General features: G+C 41.9%; 15 protein-coding genes and 1 tRNA gene. 11 read left to right on the forward strand and 5 right to left on the reverse strand.

Annotation, left to right across the window (positions count from 1 at the left end; translation table 11 throughout):
- Positions 1-12: 12 nt before the first annotated feature.
- From cobU to AC1DCV_RS12855, 5 genes are all read left to right on the forward strand, one after another.
- The gene (gene cobU, locus AC1DCV_RS12835; protein ID WP_477023534.1) at positions 13-525 is read left to right on the forward strand and encodes a bifunctional adenosylcobinamide kinase/adenosylcobinamide-phosphate guanylyltransferase; all 513 of its coding nucleotides are present in this window, start codon (positions 13-15) and stop codon (positions 523-525) included.
- A 13-nt stretch (positions 526-538) separates the two neighbouring features.
- Entirely contained in the window at positions 539-1,585 is a 1,047-nt protein-coding gene (cobT, locus tag AC1DCV_RS12840) for a nicotinate-nucleotide--dimethylbenzimidazole phosphoribosyltransferase (RefSeq protein ID WP_477023535.1), read from the forward strand.
- Positions 1,582-2,358, forward strand: coding sequence for an adenosylcobinamide-GDP ribazoletransferase (locus tag AC1DCV_RS12845; protein WP_477023536.1), 777 nt, complete (start codon positions 1,582-1,584; stop codon positions 2,356-2,358). The genes cobT and AC1DCV_RS12845 overlap by 4 nt, the downstream gene beginning before the upstream one ends.
- Positions 2,325-2,900 carry an alpha-ribazole phosphatase gene (cobC, locus tag AC1DCV_RS12850; RefSeq protein WP_477023537.1) on the forward strand — a complete coding sequence of 192 codons (576 nt, stop codon included), beginning with the start codon at positions 2,325-2,327 and terminating at the stop codon, positions 2,898-2,900. The genes AC1DCV_RS12845 and cobC overlap by 34 nt, the downstream gene beginning before the upstream one ends.
- Positions 2,901-3,029: 129 nt before the next feature.
- Entirely contained in the window at positions 3,030-3,248 is a 219-nt protein-coding gene (locus AC1DCV_RS12855; RefSeq protein WP_441576350.1) for a Sec-independent protein translocase subunit TatA/TatB, read from the forward strand.
- A gap of 77 nt (positions 3,249-3,325) precedes the next feature.
- Here the strand turns inward: AC1DCV_RS12855 and AC1DCV_RS12860 are convergent, their stop codons facing one another.
- The 4 genes from AC1DCV_RS12860 to AC1DCV_RS12875 all read right to left on the reverse strand — a co-directional run bounded on the left by AC1DCV_RS12860 (position 3,326) and on the right by AC1DCV_RS12875 (position 10,391).
- The gene (locus tag AC1DCV_RS12860; RefSeq protein ID WP_477023538.1) at positions 3,326-4,675 is read right to left on the reverse strand and encodes a DUF5690 family protein; all 1,350 of its coding nucleotides are present in this window, start codon (positions 4,673-4,675) and stop codon (positions 3,326-3,328) included.
- A 193-nt stretch (positions 4,676-4,868) separates the two neighbouring features.
- Positions 4,869-6,455, reverse strand: a complete 1,587-nt coding sequence (locus AC1DCV_RS12865; protein WP_477023539.1) for a SusD/RagB family nutrient-binding outer membrane lipoprotein — start codon at positions 6,453-6,455, stop codon at positions 4,869-4,871.
- A gap of 28 nt (positions 6,456-6,483) precedes the next feature.
- The gene (locus tag AC1DCV_RS12870; protein ID WP_477023540.1) at positions 6,484-9,696 is read right to left on the reverse strand and encodes a SusC/RagA family TonB-linked outer membrane protein; all 3,213 of its coding nucleotides are present in this window, start codon (positions 9,694-9,696) and stop codon (positions 6,484-6,486) included.
- A gap of 110 nt (positions 9,697-9,806) precedes the next feature.
- On the reverse strand, positions 9,807-10,391 hold the full coding sequence (locus tag AC1DCV_RS12875) for a helix-turn-helix domain-containing protein (RefSeq protein WP_133807488.1): 585 nt from the start codon (positions 10,389-10,391) through the stop codon (positions 9,807-9,809).
- Between the two features lie 86 nt (positions 10,392-10,477).
- Between AC1DCV_RS12875 and AC1DCV_RS12880 the strand changes: the two genes are divergently transcribed.
- From AC1DCV_RS12880 to AC1DCV_RS12895, 4 genes are all read left to right on the forward strand, one after another.
- Complete coding sequence (locus AC1DCV_RS12880) at positions 10,478-11,044, forward strand: MarC family protein (RefSeq protein WP_331960556.1); 567 nt, start codon at positions 10,478-10,480, stop codon at positions 11,042-11,044.
- A 47-nt stretch (positions 11,045-11,091) separates the two neighbouring features.
- Positions 11,092-11,163 (forward strand) — tRNA-Arg (locus AC1DCV_RS12885).
- A gap of 313 nt (positions 11,164-11,476) precedes the next feature.
- Positions 11,477-12,487 carry a phage integrase SAM-like domain-containing protein gene (locus tag AC1DCV_RS12890; protein ID WP_477023541.1) on the forward strand — a complete coding sequence of 337 codons (1,011 nt, stop codon included), beginning with the start codon at positions 11,477-11,479 and terminating at the stop codon, positions 12,485-12,487.
- Positions 12,488-12,580: 93 nt separating this feature from the next.
- The gene (locus AC1DCV_RS12895; protein ID WP_477023542.1) at positions 12,581-13,027 is read left to right on the forward strand and encodes a hypothetical protein; all 447 of its coding nucleotides are present in this window, start codon (positions 12,581-12,583) and stop codon (positions 13,025-13,027) included.
- Here the strand turns inward: AC1DCV_RS12895 and AC1DCV_RS12900 are convergent.
- Entirely contained in the window at positions 13,024-13,239 is a 216-nt protein-coding gene (locus AC1DCV_RS12900) for a helix-turn-helix domain-containing protein (protein WP_477023543.1), read from the reverse strand. The two genes, AC1DCV_RS12895 and AC1DCV_RS12900, sit on opposite strands and share 4 nt — an antisense overlap.
- Positions 13,240-14,641: 1,402 nt before the next feature.
- On the opposite strand from AC1DCV_RS12900, the gene AC1DCV_RS12905 reads away from it, so the two are divergent.
- Positions 14,642-15,127, forward strand: a complete 486-nt coding sequence (locus AC1DCV_RS12905; protein WP_477023544.1) for a hypothetical protein — start codon at positions 14,642-14,644, stop codon at positions 15,125-15,127.
- 11 nt (positions 15,128-15,138) lie between these two features.
- Complete coding sequence (locus AC1DCV_RS12910; RefSeq protein ID WP_477023545.1) at positions 15,139-15,975, forward strand: hypothetical protein; 837 nt, start codon at positions 15,139-15,141, stop codon at positions 15,973-15,975.
- The last annotated feature ends 225 nt before the right edge of the window (positions 15,976-16,200 follow it).

Consider the following 16,200-nt stretch of genomic DNA (forward strand, 5'->3'; position numbering starts at 1 on the left):
GCTAAAAGCTACATGCTGATTCTAATTACAGGCGGTGCGCGGTCCGGTAAAAKCAGGTATGCGCAGGAAATGGCGCTATCACTGAGTGCACACCCGGTGTATGTGGCAACCGCCAAAGTGTGGGATGATGATTTTGCACAACGGATACAGCGGCACAAAGCAGAGCGGGGCGCCATGTGGATCAACTATGAACAGGAATTGTATGTAAGCCGTTTACCACTGGATGGCCATACTGTAGTGGTAGACTGTGTTACCTTATGGCTTACAAACTTCTTTGAACAACAGGCGTATGATGTGAACAGTACCCTGGAAGCTATAAAAGCAGAAATACATGCACTACAACAAAAGGCCGGTACTTTTATTGTAGTAACCAATGAGATAGGCATGGGCGTACATGCGGAAACTGCAGTCGGGCGACAGTTTACAGATTTGCAGGGTTGGGTAAACCAATACATTGCACGTATAGCCGACACCGTAGTACTGATGGTATCCGGTATACCCGTAGTCATAAAAAAGGAAGCGTAATAAATTCACCCGCATGATGAGCAATATCCGCATAACACCTGTGTCACAGGAATTGAGAGGGGCATTACAGGATAAAATAGATCAGAAAACCAAGCCGCCCGGATCACTGGGAAAGCTGGAAGGGATAGCATTGCAGGCAGGTCTGGTACAAAATACGCTGACGCCGGTTATCAAAAACCCATCTATTATTGTATTTGCAGGCGACCACGGTATTGCCGCTGATGGACAGGTAAACCCTTTTCCACAGGCAGTTACTGCGCAGATGGTGAATAATTTTCTGCAGGGCGGTGCTGCAATCAATGTTTTTTGCCGTCAGCATCAGCTACAGTTGACCGTAGTAGATGCTGGTGTAAACCATGTTTTTGCACCACATCCGCTGTTGAAAGACCGCAAGATGGGCATGGGTACGCAGAACTTTCTGCATATGCCTGCCATGTCACTCGATCAGTGCAAGCTGGCGATGCAGGCTGGTGCGGAAGAAGTAAAACTATTATACGAACAGGGTTGCAATATTGTAGGCTTCGGGGAAATGGGAATTGGCAACACCTCTGCAGCAGCATTGCTGATGAGCCATTTTACCAAAATACCTGTAGCCGAATGTGCGGGCGCCGGCACCGGCAGTAATGCACAACAGCTGGCACAAAAGCGGGCTGTATTACAACAGGTGGTAGCCAAACATGCTTCACCTGCATCACCGGAACAGGCATTAGCTACCTTTGGTGGTTTTGAGATAGCCATGATTTGTGGCGCCATACAGCAAGCTGCTGCGCTGCAGATGCTGGTGGTGATAGATGGGTTCATTGTTACCGCAGCGTTGCTGGTAGCAGCCAACATACAGCCTGCTGTAAAAGACTATTGTATTTTTGCGCATTGCTCAGAAGAAAAAGGGCATAAAGCAATGCTGCAGCACCTCGAAGTAACACCTTTATTACAAATGGATATGCGCCTGGGAGAAGGCACCGGCGCGGCACTGGCGATACCGCTGGTACAAAGTGCCGTAGCATTTCTAACAGAAATGGCCAGCTTTAACAGTGCGCAGGTATCAAATCGTACCATATGAAGAAACAATGGCAGTTGTTGCTAACCGCTATCATGTTTTATACTCGTATACACGTTCCCGTTAGTGTTCCATATACACCGGAAATGCTAAATAAAGCTACCCGTTTTCTCCCCCTGATAGGATGGATAACGGGTAGTTTCATGATTGCCTTATTGTACATCCTGGGCACCATTGCTCCGCCGATGGTCAGCATTTTGTTGTCTATTATTATGGGGGTATGGGTAACCGGCGCCTTTCATGAAGATGGCTTTGCTGATATGTGCGATGGTTTTGGTGGTGGCTGGACAAAAGAAAAGATCCTGGATATCATGAAAGACAGCCGTATCGGCACTTATGGTATGCTGGGGCTTTTGCTGATTATGACGCTGAAATTTTTAGCTCTGCGGGAGCTATCATTGCCGCTGGTCATGATTACTATTATTACGGCGCAGCCACTGAGTCGCTTTATGGCCATCACTGTAGTGTACACACACCGGTACGTACGCGAAAACGACGATAGTAAGGCCAAGCCTATTGCGCAAGGCATCAGTTTATCTGATCTGGCGATAGCCGCTATATGGGGCTGGCTGCCTTTTATAGGCGCCATTATTTATCTGCATAACTACACCCTCCTGTTGACCATTCCGGCGCTGTTACTGGCCCGCTGGTACCTGGTGCGGCTAATGCAGAAGTGGATAGGAGGTTATACAGGCGATTGCCTGGGGGCCGTGCAACAGGTATCGGAAACCGTTATTTATTTATGCTTTTGTATTCTCACATGGAAATATACCTGATCCGGCATACCACACCGGCAATCGAAAGTGGCGTTTGTTACGGAGCATCTGACGTGGATGTTGCCACTGGCTTTGACATAGAAGCAGCCAGGGTAAAGCCCCTGCTGCCAGCGAGAACAATGGACATATATACCAGCCCTTTACAGCGTTGCGAAAAGCTGGCTGCTGCCTTGTTTGGCAACAATTATATTAAAGATGACCGTCTGAAGGAAATGAATTTCGGCGACTGGGAAATGCTTCCATGGGATAATATCAGCCGTACAGCGCTCCGTAAATGGGCCGACAACGTGGTTTTTGAGCACATTCCGGGTGGAGAAAGCTATGAAGAACTGTATACCCGCAGCATTCAACTACTGGAGGAAGTAATCGCCAAAGGAAATGATGCCGTATTGGTGACACATGGCGGAGTGATCCGGTGTATATTAGCGCATGTGACCGATACTGCATTGGTGGATGCTTTCGATATTCAAATCGATTATGGCCGGATTTCGCATTTACAAGTGGAAAATGACGAGGTAAAAGTGATATTTTCTAATTTGTAACTAATTGCCAGTAAGTCAATTATGTTAAAATATTTAAATATCTTCCTAAAAAACAAAAAAACTGGTAAATCGTGCTAACTTTATGTTTGCATTCACCGTATATAAAAGAACACAATTAAATCTGATATAATGACAACATCTTTTCTGAATATCCCGCTTTTATTTTTGCAGGAAATAGGTATCAAAGAATTGCTGYTGATAGCATTAGTAGTATTGTTATTGTTTGGTGGTAAGAAGATACCTGAGCTGATGCGTGGTTTGGGTAGCGGCATACGTGAATTCAAAGATGCCAAAGATGAACCATCAAAGAAAGGAAGCAATGCTGATGCGACAGACGCAAAAAGCTAATTGAATTCCTCTTATAAAAACAAAAGGCAAATCGCTCATATAGCATGAACGATTTGCCTTTTTTAATGCGCCTATGATCAGGCAGCCAGCTGCACATCTGTTGTTAATGTTGCAGCATTTTTATTGTTCACTGATTCAAATCTTTTTTTAAAATACCAAGCTGCCACTATCATCATCACAATACCAGTAACGGATACACCAAGTACTGCATCCATAAAAAACTGGCTCCACGACAACGACATTCCACTGAAATTCTTAAATAACATCACACACACACTACCCAGGTAGCCAAACGAATCTGCCACATAAATAATGAAGCCTACGTTGCTCACGTATTTAAATACTGCAATCAACCGTTCGAAAAAAATACAGTTAAAAGGAATATAGCCCATATATAAACCGAGGCCTGTTAAAGTCATCCACCACACAGGATCCAGGTGATGCTGCTTGTACAATAATGTACTGATAAAGGCTATCGCAAAACCCGTAATCACAATAAAATGATTCAGCATAAACGCATGGAAATTATTCTTCACAAACACCAGCAATCCCATAATAACAATGATAGCAATAGAAATAGGGATTTCTGTTTGTGTAAAAATTCCCGCCTGCGCACCGAAGCCCAGGTCCTTCCAGATATCAGCAGCAAAATTATCCCGCATATCTCTCAATACAGTTAACAGCACATAACTGGCTATCAGCAGTACCAAACCGGGTAAAAACGCTTGCAGAAAATCTTTTCGCTCCTGTTTATTCATCGGTGCACGTCGGGTTCGTAATTGCTCATCTTTTTCACTTGGCGGCGGTATTTGTTCCAGTAATATTACACAAATAATGATGGGCAGTGCAAATATCAGCCCCGTTACAAACGGCATCCAGTATTCTGTTACATGCCAGTCCACTACCGTCATTTTACCTACCGACTTTACAAATCCTGACGAAAAGATGAAACTGATAGATAATACTGCTCCCATAAACTCAGTGCTGCGCCTGCCTTCCAGGTAACTAAATACCAATCCCCATATCATTCCTAAAGGGAAGCCATTTAAGAAAAGAAAAGTAATATTATAAGGTGCCGGCACTATCGCAAAACAGAGTAACGCCAGCCAGGAAATGGCCATCAGCACGATGATACTCCGCGCCCTTTTATTCCCCTTCATTTCCGCAATAAAACGGATGCCATAAAACTTACTGCAGGCATACCCGATGGTTTGCGTAATCACCAACCATATTTTATAATCTATCCCCAGAAAAGTTACGCCTTCGAAAATACCCGCTGTAAAGGGCTTACGAAAAGCGTACATGCAGGAATAGGTACCAAAAGCTACTAAGGCAGCATATAAGGAAAATGTAAGGTGATGTGCGTGCTGCAATCGTTTCTGCAACCAGGGAATATTCAGCATATCGTAACGAATGGTTTGGGACAAAGGTGAGGGTTCAATGTAAACACATTGTTAACAATAGCTGAACTTAATGTTAAGTTAAACTAAACTTCGTTTAGTTTAACAGCGTTTAGCCATTAGCTTTTAGCTTTAAATAAATACAGCGTAGATCAACAATTGTTAATCTACGCTGTATTTATTTAAAGCTAAAAGCTAATGGCTAAACGCTATCAATCGGTTACTTTAATAGCCACATACTCGCATTGATATCATCTGTAGTCCCTTTAAACTGATTTTGCAGGGAAGCCGTCCAGTTAATAGTGTTAGCAGAGCGCTCTGAGTCAGGGTACTTAAAGCGTTTAGGGATAACACCACTGTTGCCAGTACCGGCACCTACGCTGAAAGTAGGTACACCGGTTCTTCTCCAGTTGATATACGCTTCCCAGCCGGAATTTTCAAAGAAGGCCAGGTATTTCTGCGTCAGGATCTGCGCAAGCCCCTGGGCATTATCGCCCTGGTACTTAACAGTTGCCTGTTTGTAATAGCTGTTTTCGAAATCAAAAGGTATTTCATAACGTTTACCGCCATACGTTTTTACGATAGATCCTGGTGCTTCTGCAGGAACACCATAGAAGCCCAACGAAGCCTTAATACCTTTTTTATACCAGGCCTCTGCATCACCATCTACCCATTTACGGTTGATGGCTTCTGCCATATTAAAACACAGTTCCGGGAAACCAAGGATAACACCAGGTTCTGCGGCATAATTGCTATAGTAACGGCTGCGGCTGCGAACGGAGTATACCGCTGTATCTACGTTAGACATATTGGCCGACATATCGCTCTGACTGATACCTGATTCTGCACCTACATAAGCAGTAATATCTGCCGGTGTTTTGTGCGCCACTTTCAGTTGTGCGGTAGCTGGTTCAGCAGTGACATAGGCACGTGGATCATTCAGCTTTACCAACGCATTGAGGTAGGTAGCAGACATATTATAACGCGTAGCATCAAAGCCCAGGTTATCCGGATTGGAGGGATACTTATTGATGTTATTATAGATAAACTGCAGGTTCTGGTCCATTGATTCTATCAACGGGTATTTATTAGGATTACTAACAATTGCTTTGAACTGTTGCGCCACTTTAAGATCAGCATCGGCTGTTTTCTGACTCAACGTAATGAGTACGCGTAAATGGAAAGTATTTACCGCACGTTGCCATTTAGTCATATCATTGCCATAATAGAAATCTCCTTTCAGTAACTGTCCTTCTGCGGTAATGCTTTTATCCGGATTGGCGATTTGCTGTGCCAGTTGTGCATTTGCATCTTCCAGCCATTGCAGGATCTGCATAAATACGGCCTTCTGATCATCATACTTAGGGGTCAGCCCCAACTTGCCCTGTAAGGCATCTTTCATTGGCAAATCTCCTACCAGGTTAGTCATACGATAAAAGAACCAGGCACGGAAAAACTTGCCGAGTGCATTATATGGATTCACGGCTTGTCCTCCGAGGCGGCTAGCTTCCCCTTCCATTTGTTGCACGTTCATCATGGAGTAATAGCTGTTAAAGTCGGCACCGCCCCAATCGTAGCGCTGATCACCATAGTAGTTGTAATTGCAGCAATCGAACTGGTTCCAGCGCATAATGTTGCTCCAGGGTTTATCTGCATTCATATCTGCCAATACTCCACCTAACACCAGGCTTGGCGGTACTTTCGAAGGTTTGTTGGTATTGACTGCGTAATCCTCATACTTCTTGTTACAACTGCTGAGGACAGCACCTGCTAAAGCGATGATGGTAAATATTTTAAATGATTTCATACAAAGCGTGTTTAATAATTGAAACAGATCAGAAGCTAACATTCAGGTTAAAGCCATATCTTTTGGTAGTAGGTGTTTGCAGCGTAGAAGATCCCTGATCTGCACCCGGATACTGGTCGAGGTCCACATCTTTATTCTTCGCGAAATAGAGCAGGTTCCTGCCCACAAAGGATATGCTGGCTGCTCTGATGAAAGTACCTTTCAGTAAAGTTTGTGGCAAAGCATATCCAATAGTTACTTCCCGGAGTTTGGCAAATGTTTTACTGATCACATTCGCTTCGTTGGTTTTATAGTATACGCTGATATAATCCTGCAGGAATGCTTTGGTGTTATTGGGTGCGTATTGCAGCTTATCGTAGTTGGTAACGTTACCGTTATTGTCGTATTGGATAGCCACATTATTACTTACCACTACTCCTTGTCCCTGATAAGATTTCACACCTTTGTAATCCTGGTAGCGGGCTTCTCCCATAGCGCCTTCTGTGGTAAGGATATTACGTCCACCGCGGAAAGTTTGCTGCTGAATATAGTCAATCATGCTGCCACCTACGCGGCCATCAAACTGGAAACTGAGACTGATACCTTTATAGCTGAAGTTGTTATTGATACCCCAAACCCAGTCAGCACTAGCATTACCAAGGAATTGCTGTGTAGGGTTTACAATCGGGCGGCCATCGGAACCATTAATGATCTGACCATCGGCTGCTCTTACGAATTTAGTACCATAGATCTTATCTACCCTGTCTCCCACACCTACATAAGCATTCAGTTTGGTTTCGTTACCATAAATGCTCACATATTTTTCCTGGAAGGTAGACCAGTTGGCAGTAACGTTCCAGTTCAGACCGTTGGGGTTTCTTAGCGGGGAACCATTAAGGGATATTTCATATCCTGTTTTCCGTGTATTCACACCATTGATACGGTTTTTAGCAAACCCTGTGGTGCTGGATATAATCACATCATAGATCTGTGGACCATTCTTACTGGTGAAGTAGGTAGCGTCAATGCCTATACGATTTTTAAGAAAACGTATATCCATACCGGTTTCAAACACTTTGGTGGCAAAAGGTTTCAGATCAGGGTTGGCAATAGTTTGTGAAAGTGTGGCGCCTGCCTGATTCTGGTATACCGGTGTTACATTATAGAATGGCGTATTATAAATAGGACCATCATAAGAAGACTGGTATTCAGAGCCATATCCGAGTGGGTAACTAGCCAATGGTGTAGCGCCGATAGTGGCCTGGGTAAAGCCTCCCTTCACATTGGCATAAGAGCCTCTGAGCTTCAGGAAGGATATTGCAGCCGGTAAATCTACATAATCAGATACCACTGTGCTTAAAGCTACAGAAGGATAGGAATAAACATTATTCTGAATAGGCAGGTTTGATGCTTTATCAATACGATCTGTCAGCGATATCGTGGCATATTTTCCCAGATCAATATCTACATAACCATAAGCACTCAACACCAGCATTGGCGCCTGGTAATTGGTGGCAAACAATGGATCACGTGTGTTACCAAATCCATACCATCCTGGTGCATTCAGGTAGTTGGTAGATACGTAGCTGGAGTTGTATTTGTAGGAACGTGCATTACCGCCTACAGAAGCATGGATACCTATTTTGCGAGGGAACATGTTGGTGTACGATAACAATACGTCTGTGTTGTTTTCAAACATAGAACGCTTATCTTCCCTGTAGTCCCMTTTACCTTCTTCACGACCATAAGGATGAGCAGAGAAAGGTACTTTCTCATTTCTCATCAGATCATAGCTGGTAATTTGTGTACGGGCCAGCAGCTCCAGCTTATCATTAATTTTGTAGTTCAGTTTTGCGTAACCGTTGATATCTGTTTTATAGTGACCACGTAACCATTCATAGGTCATGAACCAGGGGTTATGGTAGCGCTGGTACTCTGCGTAAATAGACTGAATACCTTCTTTACCTGGCTGCCAGTAGTTGCGCATGTCATCCATGCTCCAGTCGGCGCCGGCCCATATCAGGGTGTTATAAATAATACTGTTGGGGCCATAGGTTACATCCGGGAAATTATTGGAATACTGCCGGTTGTAGTTCATATAGGCATCCAGGCGCAGGCGGGAAGAAAAGTTGTAGCCTGCAGAGATATTGAAGTTGGTAATATTCAGGGAAGTGTTGGGAACAATTCCTTTCTGATAAGAATGCGACAGGGAGAAGCGCAGGTCAGCCTTTTCGGTATGTGATGACACTGCGATGTTGTTGGTGCTCAGCATACCTGTTTGCAGAAAGCGTTGCAGGTTATTTTTACCACGTGCAATCCAGGGGGTACCCGCACGTACTCCTGTAGTAGGATCTACAGGGCTATCGTACTGCGGTATCGGTTGGCCTTCAAATTTGGGTCCCCAAACATCGTAGTCGCCATCATTGGTACCATTACCTTTACCATCAACAAAGGCATATTTTCCATGGTCGCCGGGGCCATACTCATCCTGCACTTTGGGGATGGCATTAAACCCCTTTTCGAACATGGTGCTGGAGTTAAAATCAATAGACAGGCCGCGTTTATCTTTTGTTCCTTTTTTAGTGGTGATCATAATGGCACCGTTCAGACCACGGGAGCCATACAGTGCAGAAGCAGTTACGCCTTTCAGTACAGTATAGCTTTCAATATCATCCGGAGCAATGTTCCAGGTATCAGAATTGATCGGTACACCATCCACTACATAGAGGCCTATATTATTACCACGTAATAATACCAGCGGGGCAGACAGCAATTCGGCAGAAGCTCCTACGGTGAGTCCTGCTACTTTACCTACCAGGCCGTTGATGGGATTGGGTTCGCGGGCCTTGATCAGGTCCGCTCCTTTTATTTCCTGTACAGAATAACCTACACGTTTTACTTCTTTTCGTATACCCAGTGCTGTTACTACTACTTCATCCAGCGCTTTTTTATCTGGCTGAAGGGTGATAGTGACATCAGTAGCGCCTTTAAGCGGGTATAATTCGGGTAAGAAGCCGATAAAGGAAATTTGCAGCACATCGGTACTGGCAGCCGAGATAGCGAAACTACCGGTGGCATCGGTAACAGCGCCGCGGTTAGCTCCTTTTACTTTCACTGTAGCTCCGATAACGGGCTGACGATCGTCACCTGAGATGACTTTCCCCGTAATAGCTTGTTGTGCATAAAGAGTGGTGGTAATGGATAGCAGCAATATTAAGGCGCATAGCTGCCTTTTGAGCGCCCGATGTAGATTTGATTGCATGTAAATGTAGGTTTGGGTACTATTTTATTTACATGCGAAGTTTGCGCTCTAATGTGATCAGAATGTTAACATATACTAAATTTAATGTTAAGTATTTGTATCTGTATAGTTTACTTTTCGCTGTCGAGGAAGAAGTAAACCACCAGGATGAGTGCATTTTCTGCGCCTATATTACTGGGTTTATGGCCCAGGCGACCATCGAAGAACAGGGAGTCCCCTTCTTCCAGCACATATTTTTCGTTGTCAATGAGGTATTCTACTGATCCTTTGATGATGTATTTGTATTCATAGGCATCTGTTTTTACGGTCTGGGCACGGGTAGCTCCTTTTTTTAGTTCCAGCAGGACGATATCTACCGGGAAATTTTTCACATTTTTGGTGAGGACTCTTTTATATATAAATCCTTTAGCAGGTTCTTTTTCAAACTCCTGATAGGCCGCCTTTTGTTTGATGATTACTTTCGCGCTCTGGGTTTGCTGATCAATTTCATTGAAGAATTCGTTCATATCCAGCTGGAGAGCCTTAATAATATTGATCAACACCAGAAGCGAAGGGACAGTTCTGTTGTTCTCTATCTGGGATATCAGCCCCTTGCTCACCTGTGCCCGGTCTGCCAGTTCCTGGATAGTAATGCCTTTTCCCTTTCTTTTCTCCTTGATCTTATTACTGATCTGAATGATAATATCCTCCGTCATATAAGTAGTATTAAAACAAATATAAGCAGAAAGCCGCTAGCATAAAACGTTCTGCATTCTGCCTATATTTACACAAATTAGCATTCATGTTCAGTATCGACCAAATTCTGGCTATTACCTTTACTTTATTTGCGGTCATTGACATTGTAGGCTCCATACCAGTACTCGTTTCCCTGAAAGAAAAGCTGGGTCATATAGATGCGGGCAAAGCCACGCTGGCCTCAGGCTTCCTGATGATCCTGTTCCTGCTGGTAGGGGAACCTTTTCTGAAATTACTGAGTGTAGATGTGCATTCCTTTGCTGTAGCAGGGTCTATTGTTATATTTGTTATTGGGCTGGAAATGATCCTGGGGCTGGAATTTTTCAAAACTGACCAGGACGCTAAAGCCGGTAGTGTAGTACCTATTGCCTTTCCACTGATAGCTGGTTCGGGTACCCTGACCACCATTATGTCGCTAAAAGCTAACTTCGGACAGTATAATATCCTGGCGGGGATCTGTTTAAACCTGGTGATTGTGTACATCGTATTACGCTGCTTAAACTATATAGAACGTATGCTGGGCAAGGCTGGGTTGATGGTACTGCGTAAATTTTTCGGTGTAATTCTGCTGGCTATTGCGGTTAAAATATTCAAGAGTAACATCAATCTTTAATGTGATTTGGGATTATACTTTAGAAAATGTAGTTTTGCGTACTTTCCGGCCTCGTAGTACAATGGATAGTATAAGAGTTTCCGAAGCTCCAGATTCAAGTTCGATTCTTGACGAGGCTACAAAAAACTTAATTCGCCCAATTTCAGCTTTACTGGAATTGGGCGTTTTTCATTACTGGACGTGTGTTTCATAGGAAAGAGCGGTAAAGGGAGATAAAGCGGAATTAAGCCAAAATGTCCCCAAAACCTTCCCCATTTTTCCCCACCAGATTCCCCAGAAAAGATTAACTATATTGCTTTTGCCAATGGCAAAACGTGCTACTTTCCCCAAATGCTCCCTTTTTATAACCTGTTAACCCTATAATCATGGAGATCAAATTTTATTTAAAGAGACCCAAAGACACGGAAAGCACCATTTTCGCCAATATCAGCTATGAGGGCGAAGCACTACGGTATTACCTCTCAGAAAAAATCCCCACCGCTTCTTGTTGGAACAAAACTATTCAGCGGGCAAACAAGGGAGGGAAAGATTTTCCCGAGTATCCGGGAGTTTAACGCCAGATTAGACTATTTGGACCATGCTATTAAAAGCGCCTACCGAAAATTCAGGAATGATAATAATCACCTTATCCCCTCCCCTGAAGAGCTAAAAGCATTGCTTGATATAGTTACAGGAAAAAAGGAATTTCAACAGGTAACCTTCTTTTCTTACTATGAAGATTTTAATAAGCGATCTGAAAAAGGAGAACGGATCAGCCCAAAGACCAAACAGAAAACATCCCCCAACACTAATAAAGGGTATGTTACTACCCTGAACCATTTAAAGGATTTTCAAAAGACATATGCCCGTAAAATTGACTTTGGTACTATTGATGTACGCTTCCATGGGGATTACATGGGATATCTGACATCAACCGTCAAGCTAGGCATAAATACCATAGGTGACCATATAAAACGAATAATTACGGTCATGGGTAAGGCAAAAAGCCGGGGGATCTTAGTTTGTAATGATTTTGAAAGCGACTATTTTTTCAAGCCACAGGAAGAAACAGACAGCGTGTATCTGACTGAGGAAGAATTAAAGCTTATTGAAAAGTTGGACTTATCAAATGACCTAAAACTTGACCGGACAAGGGATTTATTTTTGATAGGATGCTATACCGGATTACGCTTTTCTGATTATTCTATATTAAGCCCCCATCATATCAAAGATGGACTTATAGAAATCCGGCAAACAAAGACACATAACAAAGTATCTATTCCGGTACACCCTGTCATACAGCAGATCAGGACAAAATACAATGGTGACCTACCCCGTGCTATTACCAATCAGAAAATGAATCAGTATATAAAGGATTTTGCAAAGAAAATCCCGGCCTTGGAAGCTCTAATAACTGTTACCAGCACTATACTCTTTTGTTTGATACAAACTAAGAATAGGTGAAAGTAGTAAAGATTTGGCTGATGGAATATGAAAATGCCTTAATTCCATCATAAATACCTCCATTTCTAATTGTAATAATTCAATGTTGCTTATATGAGTATTGATGATTTATTGTGCTTGGATCAAGGAGCTTTTCTGCGATATGAAGATACCGTTAAAACTGGGTTTGCTAGTTTTCAAGCGGTAGAAGCGAATCATATAAAGATAAATAAACCCCCAAAAGTTTGTATAGATCTTTATTTAAATTCAGAAACTATAAATAATCTATCCGTAAGATCTGAAAATCTTTTTCCAATCAGTATTATAGCCAAAGATCTTCTAACTTTCTTGAGTGAGAATGAAAATGTTCAAGTGCCTTCTTACTCTTTGGATGAACTGAGAGAAAACTTCGCTTATCAGCGAATGAGATTGCATTTATTTCAAGAGAAGTGGAAACTTACTCCTGGGGTAAGCCCTTTAAATTCTAAAGAAATAATAGACTATTTAACCACTTGTAAAGAGATCAAGGAACCCGATTGCTTTTTCTATACCTTGATTTAGCAATCAAAAAAAACGCAAATCTTTACTTTCAGTGCTTCCGCCAAATTCTCTAAAGTAACAGCCGTAGGACTTATTTGTCCAATCTCAATCCTATGTATCTGGCTATAATCGGTATCTGCAAGGGCTGCGAGTTCTCGAAGGCTTAAATCCTTCTCATCCCTTAGCTTGCGCAGCTTTTCACCCAATCTTCTTTTTCTAGCTTCTGTATCCATTTAGGTAAATTCCGGTATTACAGAAATATCTTGAACTAAATTCGCAGCACATAAAATATTAGAAGCTGCTTCTTGATTCTCTTCCGGCGAACCTCGGAAATTCACCACGGAAAGGGAGATGATAGGAAAAAGCTCACGTTTAAAAGCGTGGGCTCTTCTTTGTCGTTTCCCAGCCCTCCGAGGGGCCGCCGGCGGCATCGCAAGAGTTCCGCGCTTTTTTATGCATAAAAGCCCCGGTTCTCCACTTATAAATTTTCTAACCTTTTCAATCCTCTCAAAGGATCATCACTTTCATTACCATATGAAGGCGGCTATCCATTGCCCTTATCAAACAATCGAAAACAATCACTATTCAAAATACCCGCTATGACAAACAAAAAACAAACCCTACAAAAGAACAAGAACAGAGAAACAAACCAGAATCTATTAACCAATCCCGGCAATATGCTCTTTGACCTACACACAATGCTAACAGATTTGCCCGTTCGCTTCAGGGAACAAATTACGAAGGAATGCGGCCTGTCGACGCCTACATACTACAGGTATATGCGCCCATCAGTCAGAATAGTTAACGGTGAAAAAGTACATGTTATTCAAAGCTTCTCGAATGCTGAAAGATATATGATCCGGAAGGTCTACGACGAACTATTCAAACATTTTACGAACTACCATGCAGACTTTATGAAGTCCGAATAATAGTCTGCAACTAAAAATGAACGATGAGCAATAAAAGTTTAACCGCGGATCAATCGCGCTTATTGTATATAAAACATGGGACGTATCACCCTGACTATTCCTAGTCGGGGTTTTCTTTCATTGGGAATTTTTGGAGTCATTAAAAAGAGACCGTATGTTAACAATTGTTAGGGTTTACTAAGGTTTATAATGTAGCAGATGTAGGAAATGTAGCTCCAAACAATAAGCCTATAACCTGAGAGCCTTTATTCACAGCAACCCACCAAATAATATAAAATGAATGATAAGGATATTGAAATGTTGAAAATAGCCATAAAGGAGGCTGCATATCATGCAGAACTACGTATCCGGCATCAATTCGAAGAACAGCTTAACAGCGATAAAAGGCTATGTACCGTGCTGATAATAGTGTTATCTGTTATTGCTTTGTGTTCTGTCTTGCTGAATATAAAACTATTCTGTGAAGGAGTCCCAGCATTGCCAGGCTTAAAGAACTATGTTGGGTTTATATAGAAAATTATGGAGGTCATGGGCTATTTACGTAAATAGCCTACCTAGATAGGTTAATAAAAAATATTACGCATGGTGAAAATAAAAATATCTAACTTAAGAGAGTCATATGATATCGTAACATATGATATGGGCATCTCTMTGAAACCCATACCCACAATAAGTAAGAGAAAACAACAATGAAAAAAAGCAAATTATGATCAAGTCCATTTTACCCAAAGTAATGACAGTATTCTGTTTATCACTATTTTTAATTAATTCAGCAAGCAGCCAAACTTCAACGCCCCAGAAACAAAATCCGCAACCAAGTAGCGCCGGTGATAACTTAGATGGCTATCCGGTTCCGTATTTGCTCCCAGAAGGCGTTACGTCTGGAACTCAGGAGTTTACATGGAATGTTGCAGAGCACATAAATAATTTATGGGTGATTAAATCGAAGGAATCAGTTACAACAACAAACAAAATTGTAAGTATTACGCACTTAAGTTCATGGCTTGAGGGCATCGTCCTCGGCACTTACAGCGAAGTAGCCACCCAAGGTTTTGGGCCCTGCGGTTGCAATTCCGTTACAATTAGGGTAACCGGCCAAATTGTAGCCCTGATTTTCGATGTTCCCGTTGGAAAAACGTTTCCCAATTCCCGTACTTTTGCAACAGAAAAATTCACACAAATAGTTGATTAACGGCATCTAAGATGATAAAAAAAATATTTTTCCCCCTTAGTATTAGCCTACTCTTAATCGCACCTTTTTTAATGGGATATAACAATAAGAAAACCTATTTTGAAATTCGTTCCAAATGTAATTCCGAAGTAGTATTATCTTATTTATTAACTATGACTCTTCAAGGTCAAAGATTAATAATGGGAGACACCATTTTTTTGTGCGATGATTACTCGTTAGAACCCCTTCACGATATACAGAATGGAGATATTGTAGTATTGGATTCTACCAGCAAGACGATACAAAATGCAAGCAAGTCTGATGTAGAAGTTTATCCAAGTGCATATTATCTAACAGCCATCAACCAAAAAGTGGGTATGGCATTTGATACAAATGTAGTTCCAAATGTGACCAGAGTATACACGAGCAATAATAAACAATTAGGGTATGGCTTTTCTGATGAACCTTTTCTGAAAAGCAACAAAGATCTTTTAGATGATTTGAAGAAAGAGAAAGATACCATCATCAACAATCAGCACTGTACGATTTTTCTATGCACAAAAGATATCGCTACAACCGCTAATAACCATCCGGATATATTAAAGAGAACTAAAATTATCATTAACAATGAACAGCAGGAATTTTGCTACTCTTTTATAAGTAAAAAAATCTGTGAGCGGTTTAGAGGGTCAGTTGTTTATATTGAAAGCTATTATGCCAGTGGATTACATTCAACAATGCAATATAGCTACAAGAAAGGATTTACACCAAGAGAGAAGGTTTCGATGGATAAGTATATTAACTTATACAATGCAAACCTACATTTGCTTGACACGTTAAAAACCAGAGCAGAAAAACGTGGATTGTAATTCGGAAGTGCAGAACAAATTTGCTCAAATTTATTTATACCTAATCAAGTATGTCCCGTTATTAGATGATGTTTTTGCGGAAATACACATGTCATTCCCAAACCGCAAAGATATCATCTAATAATGGGCTTTCTACGTCCTACTTGCTAATATTTGCGAAGGTTTTGAATGTAGCAGATGTAGAAAATGTAGCTCCAAACAATAAGTTTTTTTACTTTTAGCCCC

The sequence above is a fragment of the Chitinophaga sp. 10T418 genome (genome assembly GCF_056394125.1).